Here is a 16443-nt window from a genome sequence, read left to right on the forward strand (position 1 = left end):
ATTGAATTATCTATTAGCCAAATGAACACCAGTTATTATAAAATGAAAGTGTTTTCGGAATGCCTAGGTTATAGGAGGAGCTAGTATGAAAAAGCTGATGATGGTATATGCGATACTAATCGCAACTTTTTTGCTTTTCCTTTACTTTTATCACTACAACGAATCTACGGATCAATCGCTTAAGCAGATGAATCGCGGATTACAAGGGAAAATAGAAGATAAATATGTCATGGTTAACTTCCAATCCGGCATTGATTATTGGAAAAGCTGTCTCAAAGGATTCGAGGATGCCGCGAAGGCATTGAATGTTTCCGTTGAGTATCGAGGCGCTACACAATACGATGTCTACGAAGAGATAACGGTTTTGGAACAAGTCATTGCCAAGAAGCCGGCAGGAATTGCGGTCTCGGCGATCAATCCGGACGCACTTGTTGTGACCATTAATAAAGCTGTCGAAGCGGGTATTCCTGTCGTATTATTCGATTCTGGTGCACCGAAGAGTAAAGCGTACTCTTTCCTGGGAACGAATAATTATAATGCTGGCGTAAGCGCAGCTCACAAAATGGCTGAGTTGACCGGATTAAATGGGAAGCTTGCGATTATTACGCTGCCTAATCAACTCAATCATCAGGATCGGATGGCGGGATTTCAGGATACGATCCGAACCAGCTACCCCAACTTGCAGATTATAGCAATCGAAGATGGTAGAGGGGACCAGTTGGCGTCCGAACGGATTGCAGCTAGCCTTCTCAAGGATCATCCGGATTTAAAAGGTATATTTGCCACTGAGGCTAATGGGGGTGTGGGTGTAGGTAATGCAGTAAAAAACTTGAATCGGCTTTCACAAGTGAAAATTATTGGATTTGATACCGATAAAGGAACGCTTGATATGGTGAAGAACGAGACTATTTCAGCAACGCTGGCGCAAGGTACATGGAATATGGGGTATTGGTCGCTTATGCAGCTGCTGCATCTTCAAAAGGAAGCCCAGAAATCTCAATTACCGCTGCAGAATGCCAAGGAGCCGCTTGTGCCTACTTATGTGGATACAGGAATTACGATCGTGACGAAGGAAAATGTTGATATCTATTATGCCAAATGACAGCTAAGAGGCGAATGATGAGGTGAAGCGCATGAAGATGTCCAAATGGTTTACACTCAATAACTGGCCGATTCGTTATAAACTAATCATGCACTTCTTATTAATCAGCATTCTGCCTGCCATTTGTCTGGGCATTCTGATCGCATTAGCGACAGATCGGATTATTGAGAAACAGGTGAATGAACATACATCTCAATTAATCGGTAATGTAAATACATCGCTTGAATCGTACGCGGGAAATTTGCAGAATATTACCTACTTCACATCCTTTAACCCGCAAGTGATGCGGTTTCTAAGCAATGAGCCGGCCATTCAGACAACAGAAACCTACGATATGCGGAGATTTCTTCAGGGATTCACAACCCTTTATTCGGAAGTGGCGGGTATTCTGGTGGTGAATGCGCAAGGAGATTACATAAGTAACGAAATGTATGCAAGGACATCCCGGAGCCTAACAGAAGAAGATTGGTATAAGGAAGCTGTTGATCGCAAGGGGATATTCAGCATCGTAGGTCATCCTTCAGGAAGAAATGTCACCACACACGTCGACTATAAGGATGAGGATATTGTCTCCGTGGTCAGAGCGATTCTGGATCCACAAAGTCAAGCCGTAATGGGTGTTATTCTTATTGATTTGAAGCTTAGAGTCATCGCAGAAACCGTACAGGACGTAAGCTTAGGGAAATCGGGTTACTTGATGGTTATCGATGATAAAGCTGAAAGTATCTACACACCAGATCATCCTCTTGTGAGTAAGTTTCAGCGAAGCTGGATTGACGAGAATCCCTCAGGTACTTTTTCTAAAACGATCAATGGCATCAACATGCAATTCATTTATCGGAAGTCCGCCTTTACCAATTGGACGACGGTAGGTGTATTTTCAACCCAAGAGACGGTCCGAGAGGTTCGGGAAATCCGCCTATATTTGATTATGTTTGTTTTCGTTGTTTGTTTGCTAGGCATCGCTGCTTCGTATTACTTGTCCTACACGATATCTCTGCCTATTTGGCAGCTTATGTCGTTCATGAGAAGAGCAGAGGATGGGAATTTATCTATACGATTTAAGGATAATCGAACAGATGAAATTGGCATGCTGGGACGAAGCTTCAATACAATGCTGATGCAAATAACGAAGCTGATCGCTTTGGTTGAGAAGGAGCAGCGACAGAAGAGGGAAGCGGAGCTGCGAAGTCTGCAAGCACAAATAAAGCCGCATTTTTTATATAATACACTCGATACGATTCTATGGTTAGCTCGTAAAAGCGGTGCGCATGAAGTGACCGAAGTGGTCGATTCCCTATCCAGACTTTTTCGCATAGGTCTTAGCAAGGGGAACGAAGTCATTTCACTTATGGAAGAATTCGAACACGTGAAAAGCTATCTCATCATTCAAAAAACAAGGTACAAGGAAAAATTAAATTATTCCATTGTTATAGACCCTTTGCTTCATGAGCTTGATGTACTCAAGCTGATTCTTCAACCAATTGTGGAAAATGCCATCTATCATGGGATTAAAGAGCGCAGAGGACCTGGTAATATCGACATACATGCTAGGAACGAGAGTGAAAGAGTCGTTATCACCATACGTGATAATGGAGCTGGCATGTCGGGGGAAAAGCTGGAACGTTTAAGACGAACTTTGGAAACGGCTGCTTCAAAATCAGTTGCTGTAGCGAGTGAATATAAGAAGGAAGATCAGCCTGTAAGTGAGCAGGAATTGTCATTTATTGCAGCAACTCCTCCCTCAGGCGAGGGGTATGGATTAAAGAATGTACATGAACGAATTGTGATAAGCTTCGGAGAAGCTTATGGGGTATCGATTGACAGCATAAGGGGAGAAGGAACAACCGTAACCATTACGCATCCTATGTTAAAAAGAGAGGTGTCCGTGTGATCGTAAGTCCACCCTGGAAAGTACTGATTGCAGATGATGAATCGATCATTCGCGAAGGTATTTTAAGTTCATTGAATTGGCAGCAATTAGGCCTGGAGGTTGTAGCTGAGGCTGAAGACGGCGAAGAAGCCTTAGAGCTGGCATGCCAGCACCGTGTTCATATTCTGCTTGTTGATCTCAATATGCCCATTATGAACGGTATGTCATTGATTAAACATATACGTGAAGAGCTTCCGAATTGCAAAATTATCATCATAACCGGACATGATGAGTTTGCCTATGCACAAGCAGCTATTCGGATGAATGTGGACGATTATATCCTCAAGCCAGTGAATCCTGTGCAACTTGCGGATGTTTTAACGAAAATCACAAAGCAGATGGCTTCCTCTATGGAGAAAGAAGAGCATTTGCAAATGGCTTCCAAGCAGATTGAAAGAAACTTCTCGCTATTAAGAGAACGCTTCTGCCTAGAATGGATGGATGGCATACTTAGCGAGGGAGAGATCAGAGAGCAGCTTGCGTTTCTTAAGATGCCAGGTCGAGCGCCGAGTGTTCTTGGCGTTATTCAATGGTCCGGGAATTCAAGAGGCAAGGAGCTATTCTCGGAAAGAGACCGTCAACTGTACTTGTTTGCCGTGGAGAATATCGTGGAAGAACTGTTATCTCCCTACACGATGGTCAAATTTCGAGACCATTTGGGAATGCTGATTGTCTTAGTATGGGAAACGGTGCCAGCTGATCATATCGAGAAAATTCATGCAGCTGTGCAAACCTATCTGAAAATATCCATAGCTACTAAATTCTTGCAGGGTATAGACGAGGTTACACATGTTTCTAATACATACCAGCAAGCGAAAACGGCTTTATATAAAGAAGTTCATCTGTCTCCTTTTGTTCGTCAGGCGAAGGATTTAATTGCACAGGGATATGGCAACCCTGAGATAACACTCGAGATGATTGCTCATGAAATGAAGGTATCCCCTGTTTATTTGGGACGCATATTTAAACAAGAATTAGGAATTCCTTTTGTAAATATGCTTACGCATACACGTATTAAACACGCCATTCATTACCTGAGTACAACCGATATGAGCATTATTGAAATTTCCGAGAAAGTCGGCTATGACTCGCAGCATTACTTCAGTACGGCATTCAAAAAAGTAGTAGGCATAGCGCCAAATCAGTACCGCAAAGAAGGAACCATGAAGTCGTAAGGTCAATGATGGGAAAAGCATACAAAAGGAATAATCAGGGGGGTATGACATATGTCATACCCTCTATATGATGTTTATGACTGCTTAGAATGATCGGAGGGACCTATAATGGAGTTAGGAGCTGCTGCTAATGTTCGTTCATTAGTCCTGCGGATCATACCCGAGGAGGAACTAACCCATGACACAATCTACGCTAACTAATTTAAAAAAACAAGTTGCCCCTTACGAAAAGTCAAATACGAGGGCTAGTATCAAACAACTAATTAACACTTTAGGACCGTTGATGCTGCTATGGGTTGCTGCCTATCTAAGCCTATCAATATCCTATTGGTTAACACTCCCCATTACGATCCTTGCATCCGGTTTCATTATACGGACTTTTATCATTTTCCATGATTGTTGTCATCAATCGTTTTTCAAGAGCCGCAGGGCTAATGAAATACTAGGTACCATCACCGGTATTCTTACACTTTTTCCGTATCAGCAGTGGAAGAACAGCCACTCCATCCATCATGCAACAAGCAGTAACCTCGAAAAACGCGGGGTAGGTGATATGTGGGTTCTGACTGTCGACGAGTATGCGGCATCTTCCCTGTGGGTTCGAATTGCGTATCGCTTATATCGGAATCCCTTCATTATGTTCGGATTAGGTCCTATCTTTTTATTCCTAGTTACGAATCGCTTTAACACGAAAGGTGCCAAACGTAAGGAAAGAATGAGTACGTACTTGACGAACGTTTCCATCCTTGCTTTATATGCCTTACTGATCTGGGCCATTGGTTGGCAGTCGTTTCTTCTAATCCAAGGACCAATCATGTTTGTAGCTGGCTTGCTTGGGATCTGGCTGTTTTATGTACAGCATCAGTTTGAAGATTCCTATTTTGAGAACGAAGATGAGTGGAGTTATGTAAAAGCCGCGGTAGATGGAAGCTCTTATTATAAGCTGCCCAAGCTTTTGCAATGGATTACAGGAAATATTGGTTTTCATCATGTACATCATTTGAGTCCCAAAGTGCCAAATTATAATTTGGAGAAAGCGCATAATGCGACCCCGCCGCTTCAGAAGGCAACGACCATTACCATTGGAACAAGTCTGAAATCGCTGCGCTTCCGTCTATGGGATGAGCATAACAAAACGTTTGTTGGGTATAAAAATAAACCTGATCTTGCTAAGACCAAAGAGCAAGCTGCTCTGGCGAATAAAATAGTAGTTGAAGCTCGCAAGTCGAGCTTACAAGGGCAATAAATACATCCGTTTCGTGTTTGTGCTAAGATATAAGTAAATCTAAGTTGAAGAAATAGAGGAAAACGGACTATGCAAAAGTGGTATCAAATTTTTCACAAAAACACCGGTCTTAGTCCGTATATATGGGTTGTCTTTTACATTCTTCCGTTTTATTTCATATTCCGTTCTTCGGACATGTACCATATTGTCTTAGGCGCAATTATGATTATTGTATTTTTTAGCTGCTATGTGCTTTCTTTCGTTTCTAAAGGGTGGATTGTGTACTTTTGGACGAGTGTACAAATCATTATTTCAATTATCATGACCTTATTATTCAGTTATGTATACTTCTCGCTGTTTTTAGCATTTTTTATAGGCACAATGAAAAGTAAGGCAGGATTTATCACGCTGTACTGCATTCATTTGACAACAACGATTGTGACGATTAACTATGGATTAGTATCCGAAAATCCTGTGTTTTTTACGCAATTGCCTTTTATTATTATCTGTGTCATAGGGGTTATTCTCCTTCCGGTCACCACGTTCAACCGAAACAGGAGTGAGAAATTGCAAGTACAGCTAGAGGATGCCAATAAACGGATTTCTGAGCTGGTTAAGCTTGAGGAACGTCAAAGGATCGCTCGAGACTTACACGATACACTTGGTCAAAAGCTCTCACTAATTGGTTTGAAGAGTGACCTAGCCGGGAAATTAATAACCAAAAATCCGACGCAAGCACTAATCGAAATTAATGATGTGCGCCAGACCGCTAGAATTGCTTTAAAGGAAGTTAGGGAAATCGTTACTCAAATGCGCGGTAAGAAGCTAGTGGATGAGATGTTTCGAATCAAGCAGATTCTGAAAGCTGCAGAGATCGACCTCATTGTAGAAGGCGACACGAAGTTAACCAATACATCCCTGATAAATGAAACTGTGCTCAGCATGTGCTTGAAGGAATCGATCACGAATATTATCAAACATAGCAGTGCAACAACGTGTACAATCTCTATCGAACCTTCATTAAGCGATCTGGTTATCAAGGTAGGTGACAATGGGATTGGTATGACGAAAGAGTGCCTTACTTTGCTTGGCAACGGATTGCATGGCATGAAAGAGCGGCTGGAGTTTATTAATGGATCTATGGACATTGTTTCAAATCAGGGTACGTTAATTGTTATTAAAATACCAAATGCTATCATACCACCAGACAGGGAGGTGAGGCTATGATTCGAATTGTCATTGCCGAGGACCAACGGATGCTGCTTGGCGCGCTCGCTTCCTTACTCGATTTGGAAGAAGATATGCAGGTCGTAGGCAAAGCAAGCAATGGCGAGGATGCTGTCAAACTTGTTCAACTGCATAAGCCGGATATTTGTGTGATGGACATCGAGATGCCGATCATGAACGGGTTAGATGCCGCAGAGGCACTTAAGGGATTGGGTTGCAAGGTCATCATATTGACCACGTTTGCCCGATATGGGTATTTTGAAAGAGCGGTGAAGGCTGGTGCTAACGGTTACTTGTTGAAAGACAGCCCGAGCGAGGAACTGGCTACTTCGATTCGCAGTATTATGGCTGGAAGGCGAATCTATGCCTCAGAGCTTGTAGACGAAACTTATCATGAGGAAAATCCGTTGACAGAGAGGGAAAAGGAAGTTCTGACCCTTATTGCCGATGGTAAGAATACGAAGGAAATTGCTGATCACATGTATATTACACGTGGTACAGTTCGTAACTATATTTCTGTTATTCTCGATAAGCTCAATGTCAGTAACCGAATTGAGGCTATTATGCGTTTCAAAGAGAAGGGCTGGTTCAAATGAGTGAACTTGCAACTTTTGTAAACGAAGCACGAACCGTGAGGTTGGTGCTTTTTTGATATTCAGTCAATAAACATGATACTTGGGTACTGGCTGGAAAGCGCTGAGATTAAATTAAGAGGTATCCGTGATACAATATAGAGCGGATGGAGCTGATCTTTAGTCTATTTATCCATGTGTATAAGTTTCATGATTTGGGCTGAATTTAATTGCAGGAGGAAATCATAGTGAGAAACCTGCTTGTTGCAGACGATGATGCGAATATTCGAGAACTCCTTCGCTATGTGATGACGAGAGAAGGGTTTGGGATTTACGAGGCTCAGGATGGATTGAAAGCGATCGAGCTGATGAAGCAAACACCGATTGATTTAGCGATTGTTGATGTTATGATGCCGAGAATGGATGGACTCGAACTATGTGATTATATTCGACAAAATTACGATATCCCCATTATTATGCTTACCGCTCGGGATCAACTGCAAGATAAAGAAAAGGGGTATCTCCAGGGCACCGACGATTATCTGACCAAACCATTCGAGCCGGAAGAGTTAGTTTTCAGGGTTAAAGCCTTATTCCGACGATATAATCGAACGTCAAGTGACTTGATTCGTATCAATAGAATGACTATTGATCGGAGAAATATTGAGATTTCTGACGGCCAGACCGTATTTATTTTGCCAATGAAGGAATTCGAATTGCTAGCGCAGCTCGCCCAATATCCAGGTCGCTTGTTCTCCCGCGATGAACTGATTGAGCTTGTTTGGGGAGCCGATTACGAAGGTGATGACCGAACGGTCGATGTACATATTAAGAGGCTTCGTGAACGATTCGCGGATTACACAGACGATTTCACCATTAGGACGGTTCGCGGGATAGGTTACAAAATTGAGGTGGGAAGGCAATGAAATCGTTATACTCTCGAGTCTTCCTAATTACGCTAGCAGTAATCATTGTGAGCAGCATCATCGGTTTTCTCGGGTCAAACCTGTACTATCATGTGAAACTTAAACCCTACAACGACGAGAAGTTGATTGGCATCGTGGAGCAGATGAAGCAGTATGCCGAGAAACAACCTGATGACATCGATAGATATCTGCAAAACGCAGCGGCACTTGGTTATCAACTATTTTTGACAGATGGTCAAGGAAGCGATACCTATTATGGACGTGAATTCCGGGAACATGATTTGGACGATCACGTGAAAGCATCAGTCCTCAGCGGTAAGTTGTATCATGGTGTGGCAGACTTCCCAAACAAGCCTTTTATCTCTGGCTTTTTTGATAATCGTATGAGCAATACGGTAGGTGTCCTCGTGCATGGCAGAGATCGAAACTATGCGCTATTCATGCGTCCAGATGTGATCCTGCAATTTGGTGAATTACGTGTATTTTTTGCACTCATTGCTTTGTTCACTATTGCCATTAGCATAATACTCTTCTTGATTAGTACAACCTATTTAGTCAAACCGATTACACGCCTATCGGATGCAACGAAACGGATTGCCCAAGGTAACTATCATAGTAAACTACGAATCAATAGACGGGATGAGATAGGGCAATTGGCGGAACATTTCATGACGATGAGCCGTGAATTGGACAGGGTTGATCAAGCACGTCAACAATTTGTATCCAATGTTTCCCATGAAATTCAATCACCACTAACGTCTATTCAAGGATTCGCAGCTGTACTCGCAGATCGCGAACTTCCAACGGATGAACGCAAGCATTACGCATCGATTATCGAGAAAGAGAGTCGCCATCTATCTTTGCTAAGCAAGCAGTTGCTTCTGCTTTCGTCACTAGAACAAGGGCAAGAAGCAGTAAACAAGCAAACATTCCTACTACGAGGACAAATTCGCCAAGCCGTCCAAATTCTGCAATGGCAGATGGAGGAGAAGGAGCTGTTGCTGAAGCTTTCTATATCTGAAACGATACAACTTCATGGCGATGAAGTGCTGCTTATGCAAGTTTGGATGAACTTGATTGGCAATGCAGTAACACATATCCCAAAGGGAAGAAGTATTGAGATACGTGCGGAACTGACCAACTCAATTTGTAAAATATATATTCAGGATACAGGTGACGGTATTGCGCCCGAGCATATCCCTTTTTTGTTTGACCGCTTCTATAGGGTTGATCGTGCACGCGAGCGTTCTTCTGGAGGAACAGGTCTTGGACTATCGATTGTAAAGAAAATTGTTCAGGTCCATGAGGGAAGTGTGGAGATAGCCAGTTCGTCTGAAGGAACCATCTTTACTGTAATACTGCCACAGATGTAATCTGTTATTCATTTGCCGTTCATTTTCGCTTCCTATACTTTAGTCATGACGAAGGAGGGAAGCAACATGTATTTAGCTATTCGAGAAATGAGATTTGCTAAGGCTCGGTATACATTAATCGCTACAATTATGGTACTTGTTTCATTTCTTGTTCTGTTTGTCACGGGTCTTGCACAGGGGCTTGCCTATGATAACGCGGCTTCTGTTAAGAATATGGCTGCAACTCATTTTATCTTGGAACAGGAATCTAATCACCGATTCACGAGGTCTCAAGTCGATCAAACTCAGCTAGAGAAGGCTGGCTTCCTAGTTGGAGAAGAGAATGCAGAGCCACTTGGTGTGAAAATGACGACGGTTATACCAGCTGACGGTACGGAGAAAATGGATGTAACTCTACTCGCAGTTAACAGCAGTGGCTGGCTGGCGCCAACCGTAACAGAAGGTTCACCCCTCTCAGATACAATAAAAGGCCAGGTTCTTGTTGATCAAACGATGTCTGATTCGGGAGTCAAAATAGGCACAGTTCTTGTCGATCAAGCTTCGGGAACAAACTGGACTGTAAACGGATTTGTGAAGAATGAGTCATTTAGCCATACACCGGCCATTTTTCTAAATAAACAGGATTGGCTTGATCTTCAGAAACAGACACTGACTCGGCCAGGAATGAAATCAGCAGATAGTCAAGTTTATAATGCCATTGCGATTAAAAGCACAAACGAGAAAGTCAAGGATATTCAGGCCGCGCTGCCTAATACTGAGGTTATAACGAAGTCTGAGGCCGTGTCTGCGATTCCTGGTTACAAAGAAGAGCAAGGCTCTCTTATGATGATGATTGTATTCTTGTTTGTTATTTCAGCTTTTGTTCTGGCTGTTTTCTTTTATGTCATCACGATACAGAAAACCAGTCAATTCGGTATTTTGAAAGCCATCGGTACACGCACAGCCTATTTAGCTAGGAGTGTGACGATGCAGGTTATGGTTTTATCGGTCGGCAGCTTAGTTATTAGCGTCCTGTTGGTACGATTGTTTGAGGCTTTATTGCCAAGTTCTATGCCATTTCAATTAGGGTTTTCCACCCTGTCACTGACTAGTTTGTCCTTCGTCATCATGTCTCTTGCAGGCTCACTATTTTCAGTGTGGAAGGTCGCTAAAATTGATGCCTTGGATGCGATTGGGAGGACAGCAGCATGAAAAACAGACTTGTTTTACAGGCGATTACACGCACTTTTGAAGATGGTGGTATGGAAAGGACGATATTGGATCAGTTAAACCTTGAGGTAGCAGAAGGTGAGCTAGTTGCTGTAATGGGACCATCCGGCTCGGGGAAGAGTACATTTCTGTCCATTGCTGGAGCGCTTCTTGAACCAACGCTTGGAGATGTGCGACTCGACGGAGAATCGATCATCGGCAAAAACAAACAAGAGCTCTTTGAGATGCGGCTTCGCAAAATCGGGTTTATTTTTCAGAGCGCCAATTTAATTCCCTACTTGAAGGTTGAAGAGCAGTTGATGCTGGTGGCCAAGCTTGCCGGAATGGACAAGGAGAAGGCGGCTATAAGAGCAAATGAGCTGCTCGATAAAATGGGACTGTCTCTTCGCCGAACGGCATATCCAGAGAAGCTTTCGGGGGGAGAACGTCAGCGAGTCGCTATCGCAAGAGCCTTAATGAATGACCCAGCTGTCTTATTTGCCGATGAACCAACAGCAAGCTTAGATGCATCACGAGGGTTGGATGTAGTAAGCATGATCGCGAAGCAAGTAAAAGATCAGGGTAAGAGCGCGGTTATGGTTACGCATGATGATCGAGTGTTGCCGCTTTGTGATCGAGTGCTTTACCTTAAGAATGGAAGGCTAACCGAGAAATAATGGAATCTTTAAACCATCTTTTTCTAAAAGCCAAAGTTCACTGATACGGGGAAAATCTGAGCGGGCTCAGAACGCAGTAGCACAAAACGTACAAACGCCGGTGACCTTAAGCAGGTGACCGGCGATTCCATATTAGCGTTTCGGCATTTTGCTCTCATCCATGTAAAGCAGATTCCAACGATGACCGTCGAGGTCAGCAAATCCTGCGCCATACATCCAGCCGTCAGTTTCACTCGGTTTGCCGAAAATGCTTCCTCCGGCGAACTCTACTTTTTGAATAATGGCATCTACTTCTTCTCTGCTCTTAGCGCCAAGGGAAAATATGACTTCTGCGCTGTGGGAAGTATCTGCGGTTTTGGAACCTGTAAATTTCTCGAACGTGGCATCCGGGAACAGCAAAATCGTTGTTTGGCCAATGTCAAGCTTGGCTCTCTCGCTACCAAAGCTCACTGCATCGAATCCAATCGCATGGAAAAAGGCGGTTGACCTCTCAACATCTTTGACCGGCAGGTTAATCCAAATCTCCTGTGACATGGTTATAGCCTCCTAGCATATATTTACAACTACTTCTACTATACTCTACTTCTAACAGCGGAAGCGAATCGTGTAATAAAATTTTTAATTCATAAAAACAGAAAAAACCAAGCCTATGCGAAATCATAAGTTTGGTTTTTTGCGTTGTCACTTTCACGATTCCCTTAGTAATACGGTTCCATCAATAGGAACACGATAACCCCTGTTAAGCTGACATATAGCCAAATCGGCATCGTCCAACGGACAATTTTGCGATGTTTATCCAGTTGGTTCGTCCATCCCCATACGAGAGCGAACAAGGCGAGCGGCACGATGATGGCTGCCAGAATACTGTGAGAGATCAGAATGAAGAAATAAATCGGCCGGATGATGCCTTCACCACCGAATTTCGCCGTCTCCAAAGACAAGTAATGGAACGTTAAGTAGGAGACAAGAAACAACAGTGTAGAAGAGAAGGCGGAGAGAATGAACCCTTTGTGTAGCTTTACGTTCTTCCGTAGGATCGCGATTAACGCAGCTAGCAGGAAGATGAAGGTGAAGCTGTTGAGCACCCCATTGATTCTTGGAAAGATAGTAAGGTCGAAGTTGATCTCTCCCTTGTAGCCAATCGGTGAGAAGAACAGGAGTAAAATAACGATATTGGCAACTAGTGAAATGGTGACGATGGCAGCCGTGTAATTTTTGCTTTTGCTCATATATACCGAAAATCTCCTTTCCTATCAGGTGGTAATGGCTTCATTATAAGCGGGTTTGGTCGCTTGGCTATCAGTCGTTGATGTCAAAATAGCGAAATCTTATTGACGATTTATAGTCTTCAGAAGTTTCATCAATTACAGGACATCTTCCACCATTTACTATAGCCAATTGTTCGCCATACAAAACTTTGACAGACCAAGTGAACCTCCTGGTTAAGGCAAATATCAAAAATACTTCAATAGTAAGTGAGGATCTGCTAAACTAATTGATCAAACCCTAATATCTTGAACAGGAGTGAATCTAATGGAAATGCATATTTCTAATGAGACGAATAATGAGGACAAGTCCTATGTAGTAAACAAGTTGATTGAATTTAATATGAGGTACTTTCCTGATGACTTGAAGGGTAGATATCAAGCAATTCATCTATTCTTGAAAAGTGCTGATAATAAAACGTGCGGCGGGCTTGTCGGTGAAATATTTCTGAATTTTTTAGAGGTGAAGTATCTTTTTGTGGAAGAAGAATTTCGAAAATTAGGATATGGATTAAAACTACTAGCAGAAGCTGAAAGATTGGCTAGAGAAAATTTCTGTGACTTTATCAAGTTGGATACCTTAAGCTTTCAAGCGTTAGATTTTTACAAAAAACAAGGCTTTGAAGTCTTTGGAACCTTAGAAAATGTTGGTGGACATACTCATTATTATTTAAAAAAGGACCTTGCAGGGGGGATTTAAAATGATGCAGGAGCCCGATAAAATTTATAATACGGCGGTAGAAGCCACCCTTGAAGTGATCGGAGGCAAGTGGAAGCCGGTGATTTTGTTCCATCTCACGTTCGGAAAAAGACGTAATGGCGAACTGAAGCGGCTGATGCCTGCCATCACGCAAAAAGTGCTTACTCAGCAGCTAGGAGAATTAATAGATGATGGGATCGTGTTCCGTATTTCGTATAACCAAGTGCCACCAAAGGTTGAGTACAAGTTGACGGACTATGGCTGGAGCTTGAAAGAAATCCTTCATCATATGTGCAAATGGGGAGATGCGCATATCGAAAAGGTATACGGCGATAGAGGAACGGTATTATTTGAACCTCCGCAAAAGGACGAATAAGATGAAGAACCGGTCCCTAACGATAAGGAACCGGTATGGTGAGTTTATCCTGAGTTTATGGAATTACCTTGCGCTGGCGGAATTGTTCAAAGATGTCCATAAACATCTTTTCCGTATCGACGAATTCATGGAAGCCGAAGCGGCGAGATTTCGAGCTGTCGGAGAAAAAATCGTAATCCCAAGAGAACACGAAGTCCCCGAACTTCCAGGAAGAAACGTCCTGATAGCTATTCCTCAGTAAATCATATTTCTCCACCATGGTGTTCCAGAGAGCTTCCTTGTCTGCCATGACTACCTCTAAAGCCATCGGTAACGGAGGGGCGGTCTTGAGTTCGAAAAATTCCGCGATCTTCGGCCAAAGCTCATTCCATCTAAACAAATCGCCGTTCGTAATATTAAATGCCTGATTCGCGCAACGTACATTGGTTGCCGCCCAGACTGTTGCGCGAGCCAGCAAGTTGGCATCCGTCATTTCAAGTAGGCTATTATATGCGCCGGGCTTTCCTGGAAAACGAAGCGGCAGGCCGAGTTCCTTGGACATAGAAGCATAAATCGCAATAACCATAGCGAGGTTCATCGGATTTCCCAATGCAAACCCACTAACAACTGACGGGCGAAGAGCCGACCAGGTCCACGTGGATCCCGGCTGACGTTGTTCAAGGAATTGCTGCTGGTCGATATTGAATTCGGGAGGCATATGGTTGGCATCGGTCTCCCGCGCTGGTGTTTTAAAGGGACCGAGATGTGCGCCGTACACTTTGTAGCCTTGCATTAGACTGATATGCGTAAGGTTTGGAGCAATAGGTTCAATCGTATTGACCACGTTTACGAGCATTGCTAAATTAGGCGGAACCAGTTCGGCCCATGTAGGGCGATCTTGATAAGCCGCATAGAAGATATGTGTGACTGTATTTAGATTGCCTAGTTTCGCCAAGGTATCCTCTTTATTTAGCAGGTCTGCTGCCACATATCGTAATCGACCAGTGTTCATACCACCACGTCTTGAAACGCCAATGATATTCCATTCGGGGAGTGTAATCAGATAATCGATGAGATTACGTCCAATCACTCCGTTAGCTCCAACGACAAGAGCGGTTTTATTTGCTTTCATTTCATCTCGTTCCATAAGGCATTCCTCCTTCTCTTCTAACGCTTATTATGAGTGGGAGGAGAATGGAAGAAAAGTACGCACTTTCAACTCATATAGTTACTTGAAAGTAACATTTGGGGAACATGGGGGATGAAGCATCAGCTTTTATTAAAGCGGCTTATCTGGCTGCACCCACATATCTCCGGCCCAAGTATGAATATGGTACCATTGTTCGTTTTGCGGATCTGTCCATCTCTCGAATGCATCTACGGTTTGAGCCGATAGCACTCCAAAGGTTGGGAAAGGCATTGTAGGAAACAGATAGAGCCTTACGTCCTTCAATAGATTGAGCCGTTCTTTCATTTGTACGGCCCCTGCAGGCTGTGCAAAATCCGGATGAATCCAGAAAGTATTGCCATCTTGAGATCGAACATGGTAGATCCCATTCTGTGTTTTTTCGAAGGCAAATACTGTCTGCGGAGGAATCAACTTGGCATCCGAGGGACGTTGCATGCGATTGGATGTATCATAGTCCTCCATATACAAGGTTTCGGTTGGCAGATCCATCTCCTGATTCACAATCTCCATATCTAGCAGCATATGAGGCTGAGAGACAACCCACATATCTCCTAGCCAGGAGGTCTCAATTCGGTAAGAGTTAGTTAAGTAGGATACCGGTGATTCGAATATGGCATTGGCATGAACGGTTTGCGGAGCGAGAACAACATCCGTCATCGTTGATAAAGACGGTTGCGTATAAAGTGAGGAGTCCCAGAGCAGTGCAATGTTCGTGTCGATCGGCTTGACGATGCCAATTCGGTCATAGTCCAGGTGCATCCAGAGATCACCTGCCCACGTGGTCTTAATTTGAATCCACACCTTTTCCCCGCGCTGTTTGGTGTACCATGATTGCTCAGCATCAACCGTAGTCACATTCTGAGGAGTGAGTGCTGCAAATGGTTTGTGTGAATCGTCTGGCGTGGAATATAGCGGTGTCTGCTCCAATAAGGTGATGACCGGTGGGACTTTGGGCGGGACAAATTCCTTGTGCGGCGGGGCAGCATCTGCTTGCAAATGACCAGTCAAATTGATCAGCATGCAGACAAAGACTAGAGCAATGACATTCCTCATGAGTGTTTTGGAGCTCATATTTTGTTTCCACCTCAATTTCCTAATGTTGTAAATATAGACTCGATATAGGAATGAATTGTTGCGGTGGGAATTGAAATTTTACACAGTCTTTTGTGACCTTGGGAGCGCCTCTTCAGATGAACTGGAATAACTACGGCTAAATGGTCCAATAACACAGCTACAGCATGAATAAATGGAATTAATTTCTCCAGTTAATGCGGGCGATTGAGCTAGGAAACAGGGTGAAAGAGCGAAATAACAGGAATTTTTCCAGTTATTGGGTTATTATGGCAGGGGCATGCTTGAAATAAAGGGAGTTTTTCCAGCTATTCGATTGGGCTCCATAAACGAGGCTATCCCAAGTCAGCTAATGACCGGGGGAGCCTCTTTTCTCCTTTTAGTACCAGTTTTCGAAACCCTCAGCTGCCCCGAGGCTATGACAGGAAGCACATGGAGCGAAGGCGCGGGGTCTCCAGCGGTGAC

Annotated in this window: 16 protein-coding genes; 12 read left to right on the top strand and 4 right to left on the bottom strand. The window is 43.4% G+C overall.

Translation table 11 applies throughout. The features are described 5' to 3' along the window. Positions 1 to 85 precede the first annotated feature (85 nt). The 10 genes from GQF01_RS29720 (at position 86) to GQF01_RS29765 (ending at position 11398) form a co-directional block, all read left to right on the top strand. Positions 86 to 1102, top strand: a complete 1017-nt coding sequence (locus tag GQF01_RS29720; RefSeq protein ID WP_161410686.1) for a substrate-binding domain-containing protein — start codon at positions 86 to 88, stop codon at positions 1100 to 1102. A 31-nt stretch (positions 1103 to 1133) separates the two neighbouring features. Beyond that, positions 1134 to 2996: a cache domain-containing sensor histidine kinase gene (locus GQF01_RS29725; RefSeq protein ID WP_161410688.1), complete on the top strand. Its 1863-nt coding sequence runs from the start codon at positions 1134 to 1136 to the stop codon at positions 2994 to 2996. Then, positions 2993 to 4210 (top strand): response regulator transcription factor, encoded by a 1218-nt coding sequence (locus tag GQF01_RS29730; protein WP_328803559.1) that lies wholly within the window; start codon positions 2993 to 2995, stop codon positions 4208 to 4210. The genes GQF01_RS29725 and GQF01_RS29730 overlap by 4 nt, the downstream gene beginning before the upstream one ends. Before the next feature lie 178 nt (positions 4211 to 4388). Then, a complete protein-coding gene (locus tag GQF01_RS29735; RefSeq protein WP_161410689.1) occupies positions 4389 to 5456 on the top strand; it encodes a fatty acid desaturase in 1068 nt (355 codons plus the stop codon). Between the two features lie 69 nt (positions 5457 to 5525). Next, on the top strand, positions 5526 to 6662 hold the full coding sequence (locus tag GQF01_RS29740; protein WP_161410691.1) for a sensor histidine kinase: 1137 nt from the start codon (positions 5526 to 5528) through the stop codon (positions 6660 to 6662). After that, positions 6659 to 7258 carry a response regulator transcription factor gene (locus tag GQF01_RS29745; RefSeq protein WP_161410693.1) on the top strand — a complete coding sequence of 200 codons (600 nt, stop codon included), beginning with the start codon at positions 6659 to 6661 and terminating at the stop codon, positions 7256 to 7258. Before GQF01_RS29740 ends, GQF01_RS29745 begins: the two co-directional genes overlap by 4 nt. Positions 7259 to 7482: 224 nt before the next feature. Beyond that, positions 7483 to 8160, top strand: a complete 678-nt coding sequence (locus GQF01_RS29750) for a response regulator transcription factor (RefSeq protein ID WP_161410695.1) — start codon at positions 7483 to 7485, stop codon at positions 8158 to 8160. Next, entirely contained in the window at positions 8157 to 9533 is a 1377-nt protein-coding gene (locus tag GQF01_RS29755) for a sensor histidine kinase (RefSeq protein WP_161410697.1), read from the top strand. The genes GQF01_RS29750 and GQF01_RS29755 overlap by 4 nt, the downstream gene beginning before the upstream one ends. Positions 9534 to 9599: 66 nt before the next feature. Next, positions 9600 to 10724 carry an ABC transporter permease gene (locus GQF01_RS29760; protein ID WP_161410698.1) on the top strand — a complete coding sequence of 375 codons (1125 nt, stop codon included), beginning with the start codon at positions 9600 to 9602 and terminating at the stop codon, positions 10722 to 10724. Then, the gene (locus tag GQF01_RS29765; RefSeq protein ID WP_161410700.1) at positions 10721 to 11398 is read left to right on the top strand and encodes an ABC transporter ATP-binding protein; all 678 of its coding nucleotides are present in this window, start codon (positions 10721 to 10723) and stop codon (positions 11396 to 11398) included. Before GQF01_RS29760 ends, GQF01_RS29765 begins: the two co-directional genes overlap by 4 nt. 132 nt (positions 11399 to 11530) lie before the next feature. Here the strand turns inward: GQF01_RS29765 and GQF01_RS29770 are convergent, their stop codons facing one another. Together GQF01_RS29770 and GQF01_RS29775 are read right to left on the bottom strand one after the other, a co-directional pair. After that, positions 11531 to 11932, bottom strand: coding sequence for a VOC family protein (locus GQF01_RS29770; RefSeq protein WP_161410702.1), 402 nt, complete (start codon positions 11930 to 11932; stop codon positions 11531 to 11533). A 164-nt stretch (positions 11933 to 12096) separates the two neighbouring features. Beyond that, a complete protein-coding gene (locus tag GQF01_RS29775; RefSeq protein WP_161410704.1) occupies positions 12097 to 12627 on the bottom strand; it encodes a DUF420 domain-containing protein in 531 nt (176 codons plus the stop codon). 304 nt (positions 12628 to 12931) lie between these two features. Between GQF01_RS29775 and GQF01_RS29780 the strand changes: the two genes are divergently transcribed. Then, on the top strand, positions 12932 to 13363 hold the full coding sequence (locus GQF01_RS29780; RefSeq protein WP_161410706.1) for a GNAT family N-acetyltransferase: 432 nt from the start codon (positions 12932 to 12934) through the stop codon (positions 13361 to 13363). Positions 13364 to 13367: 4 nt separating this feature from the next. After that, the gene (locus GQF01_RS29785; protein WP_161411113.1) at positions 13368 to 13739 is read left to right on the top strand and encodes a winged helix-turn-helix transcriptional regulator; all 372 of its coding nucleotides are present in this window, start codon (positions 13368 to 13370) and stop codon (positions 13737 to 13739) included. Between the two features lie 55 nt (positions 13740 to 13794). Here the strand turns inward: GQF01_RS29785 and GQF01_RS29790 are convergent, their stop codons facing one another. Together GQF01_RS29790 and GQF01_RS29795 are read right to left on the bottom strand one after the other, a co-directional pair. After that, complete coding sequence (locus GQF01_RS29790; RefSeq protein ID WP_161410708.1) at positions 13795 to 14865, bottom strand: SDR family oxidoreductase; 1071 nt, start codon at positions 14863 to 14865, stop codon at positions 13795 to 13797. Between the two features lie 132 nt (positions 14866 to 14997). Beyond that, positions 14998 to 15978, bottom strand: coding sequence for a hypothetical protein (locus GQF01_RS29795; protein WP_161410710.1), 981 nt, complete (start codon positions 15976 to 15978; stop codon positions 14998 to 15000). Between the last annotated feature and the right edge of the window lie 465 nt (positions 15979 to 16443).

The sequence above is a fragment of the Paenibacillus silvestris genome, from assembly GCF_009882985.1.
Classification (GTDB): domain Bacteria; phylum Bacillota; class Bacilli; order Paenibacillales; family NBRC-103111; genus Paenibacillus_E; species Paenibacillus_E silvestris.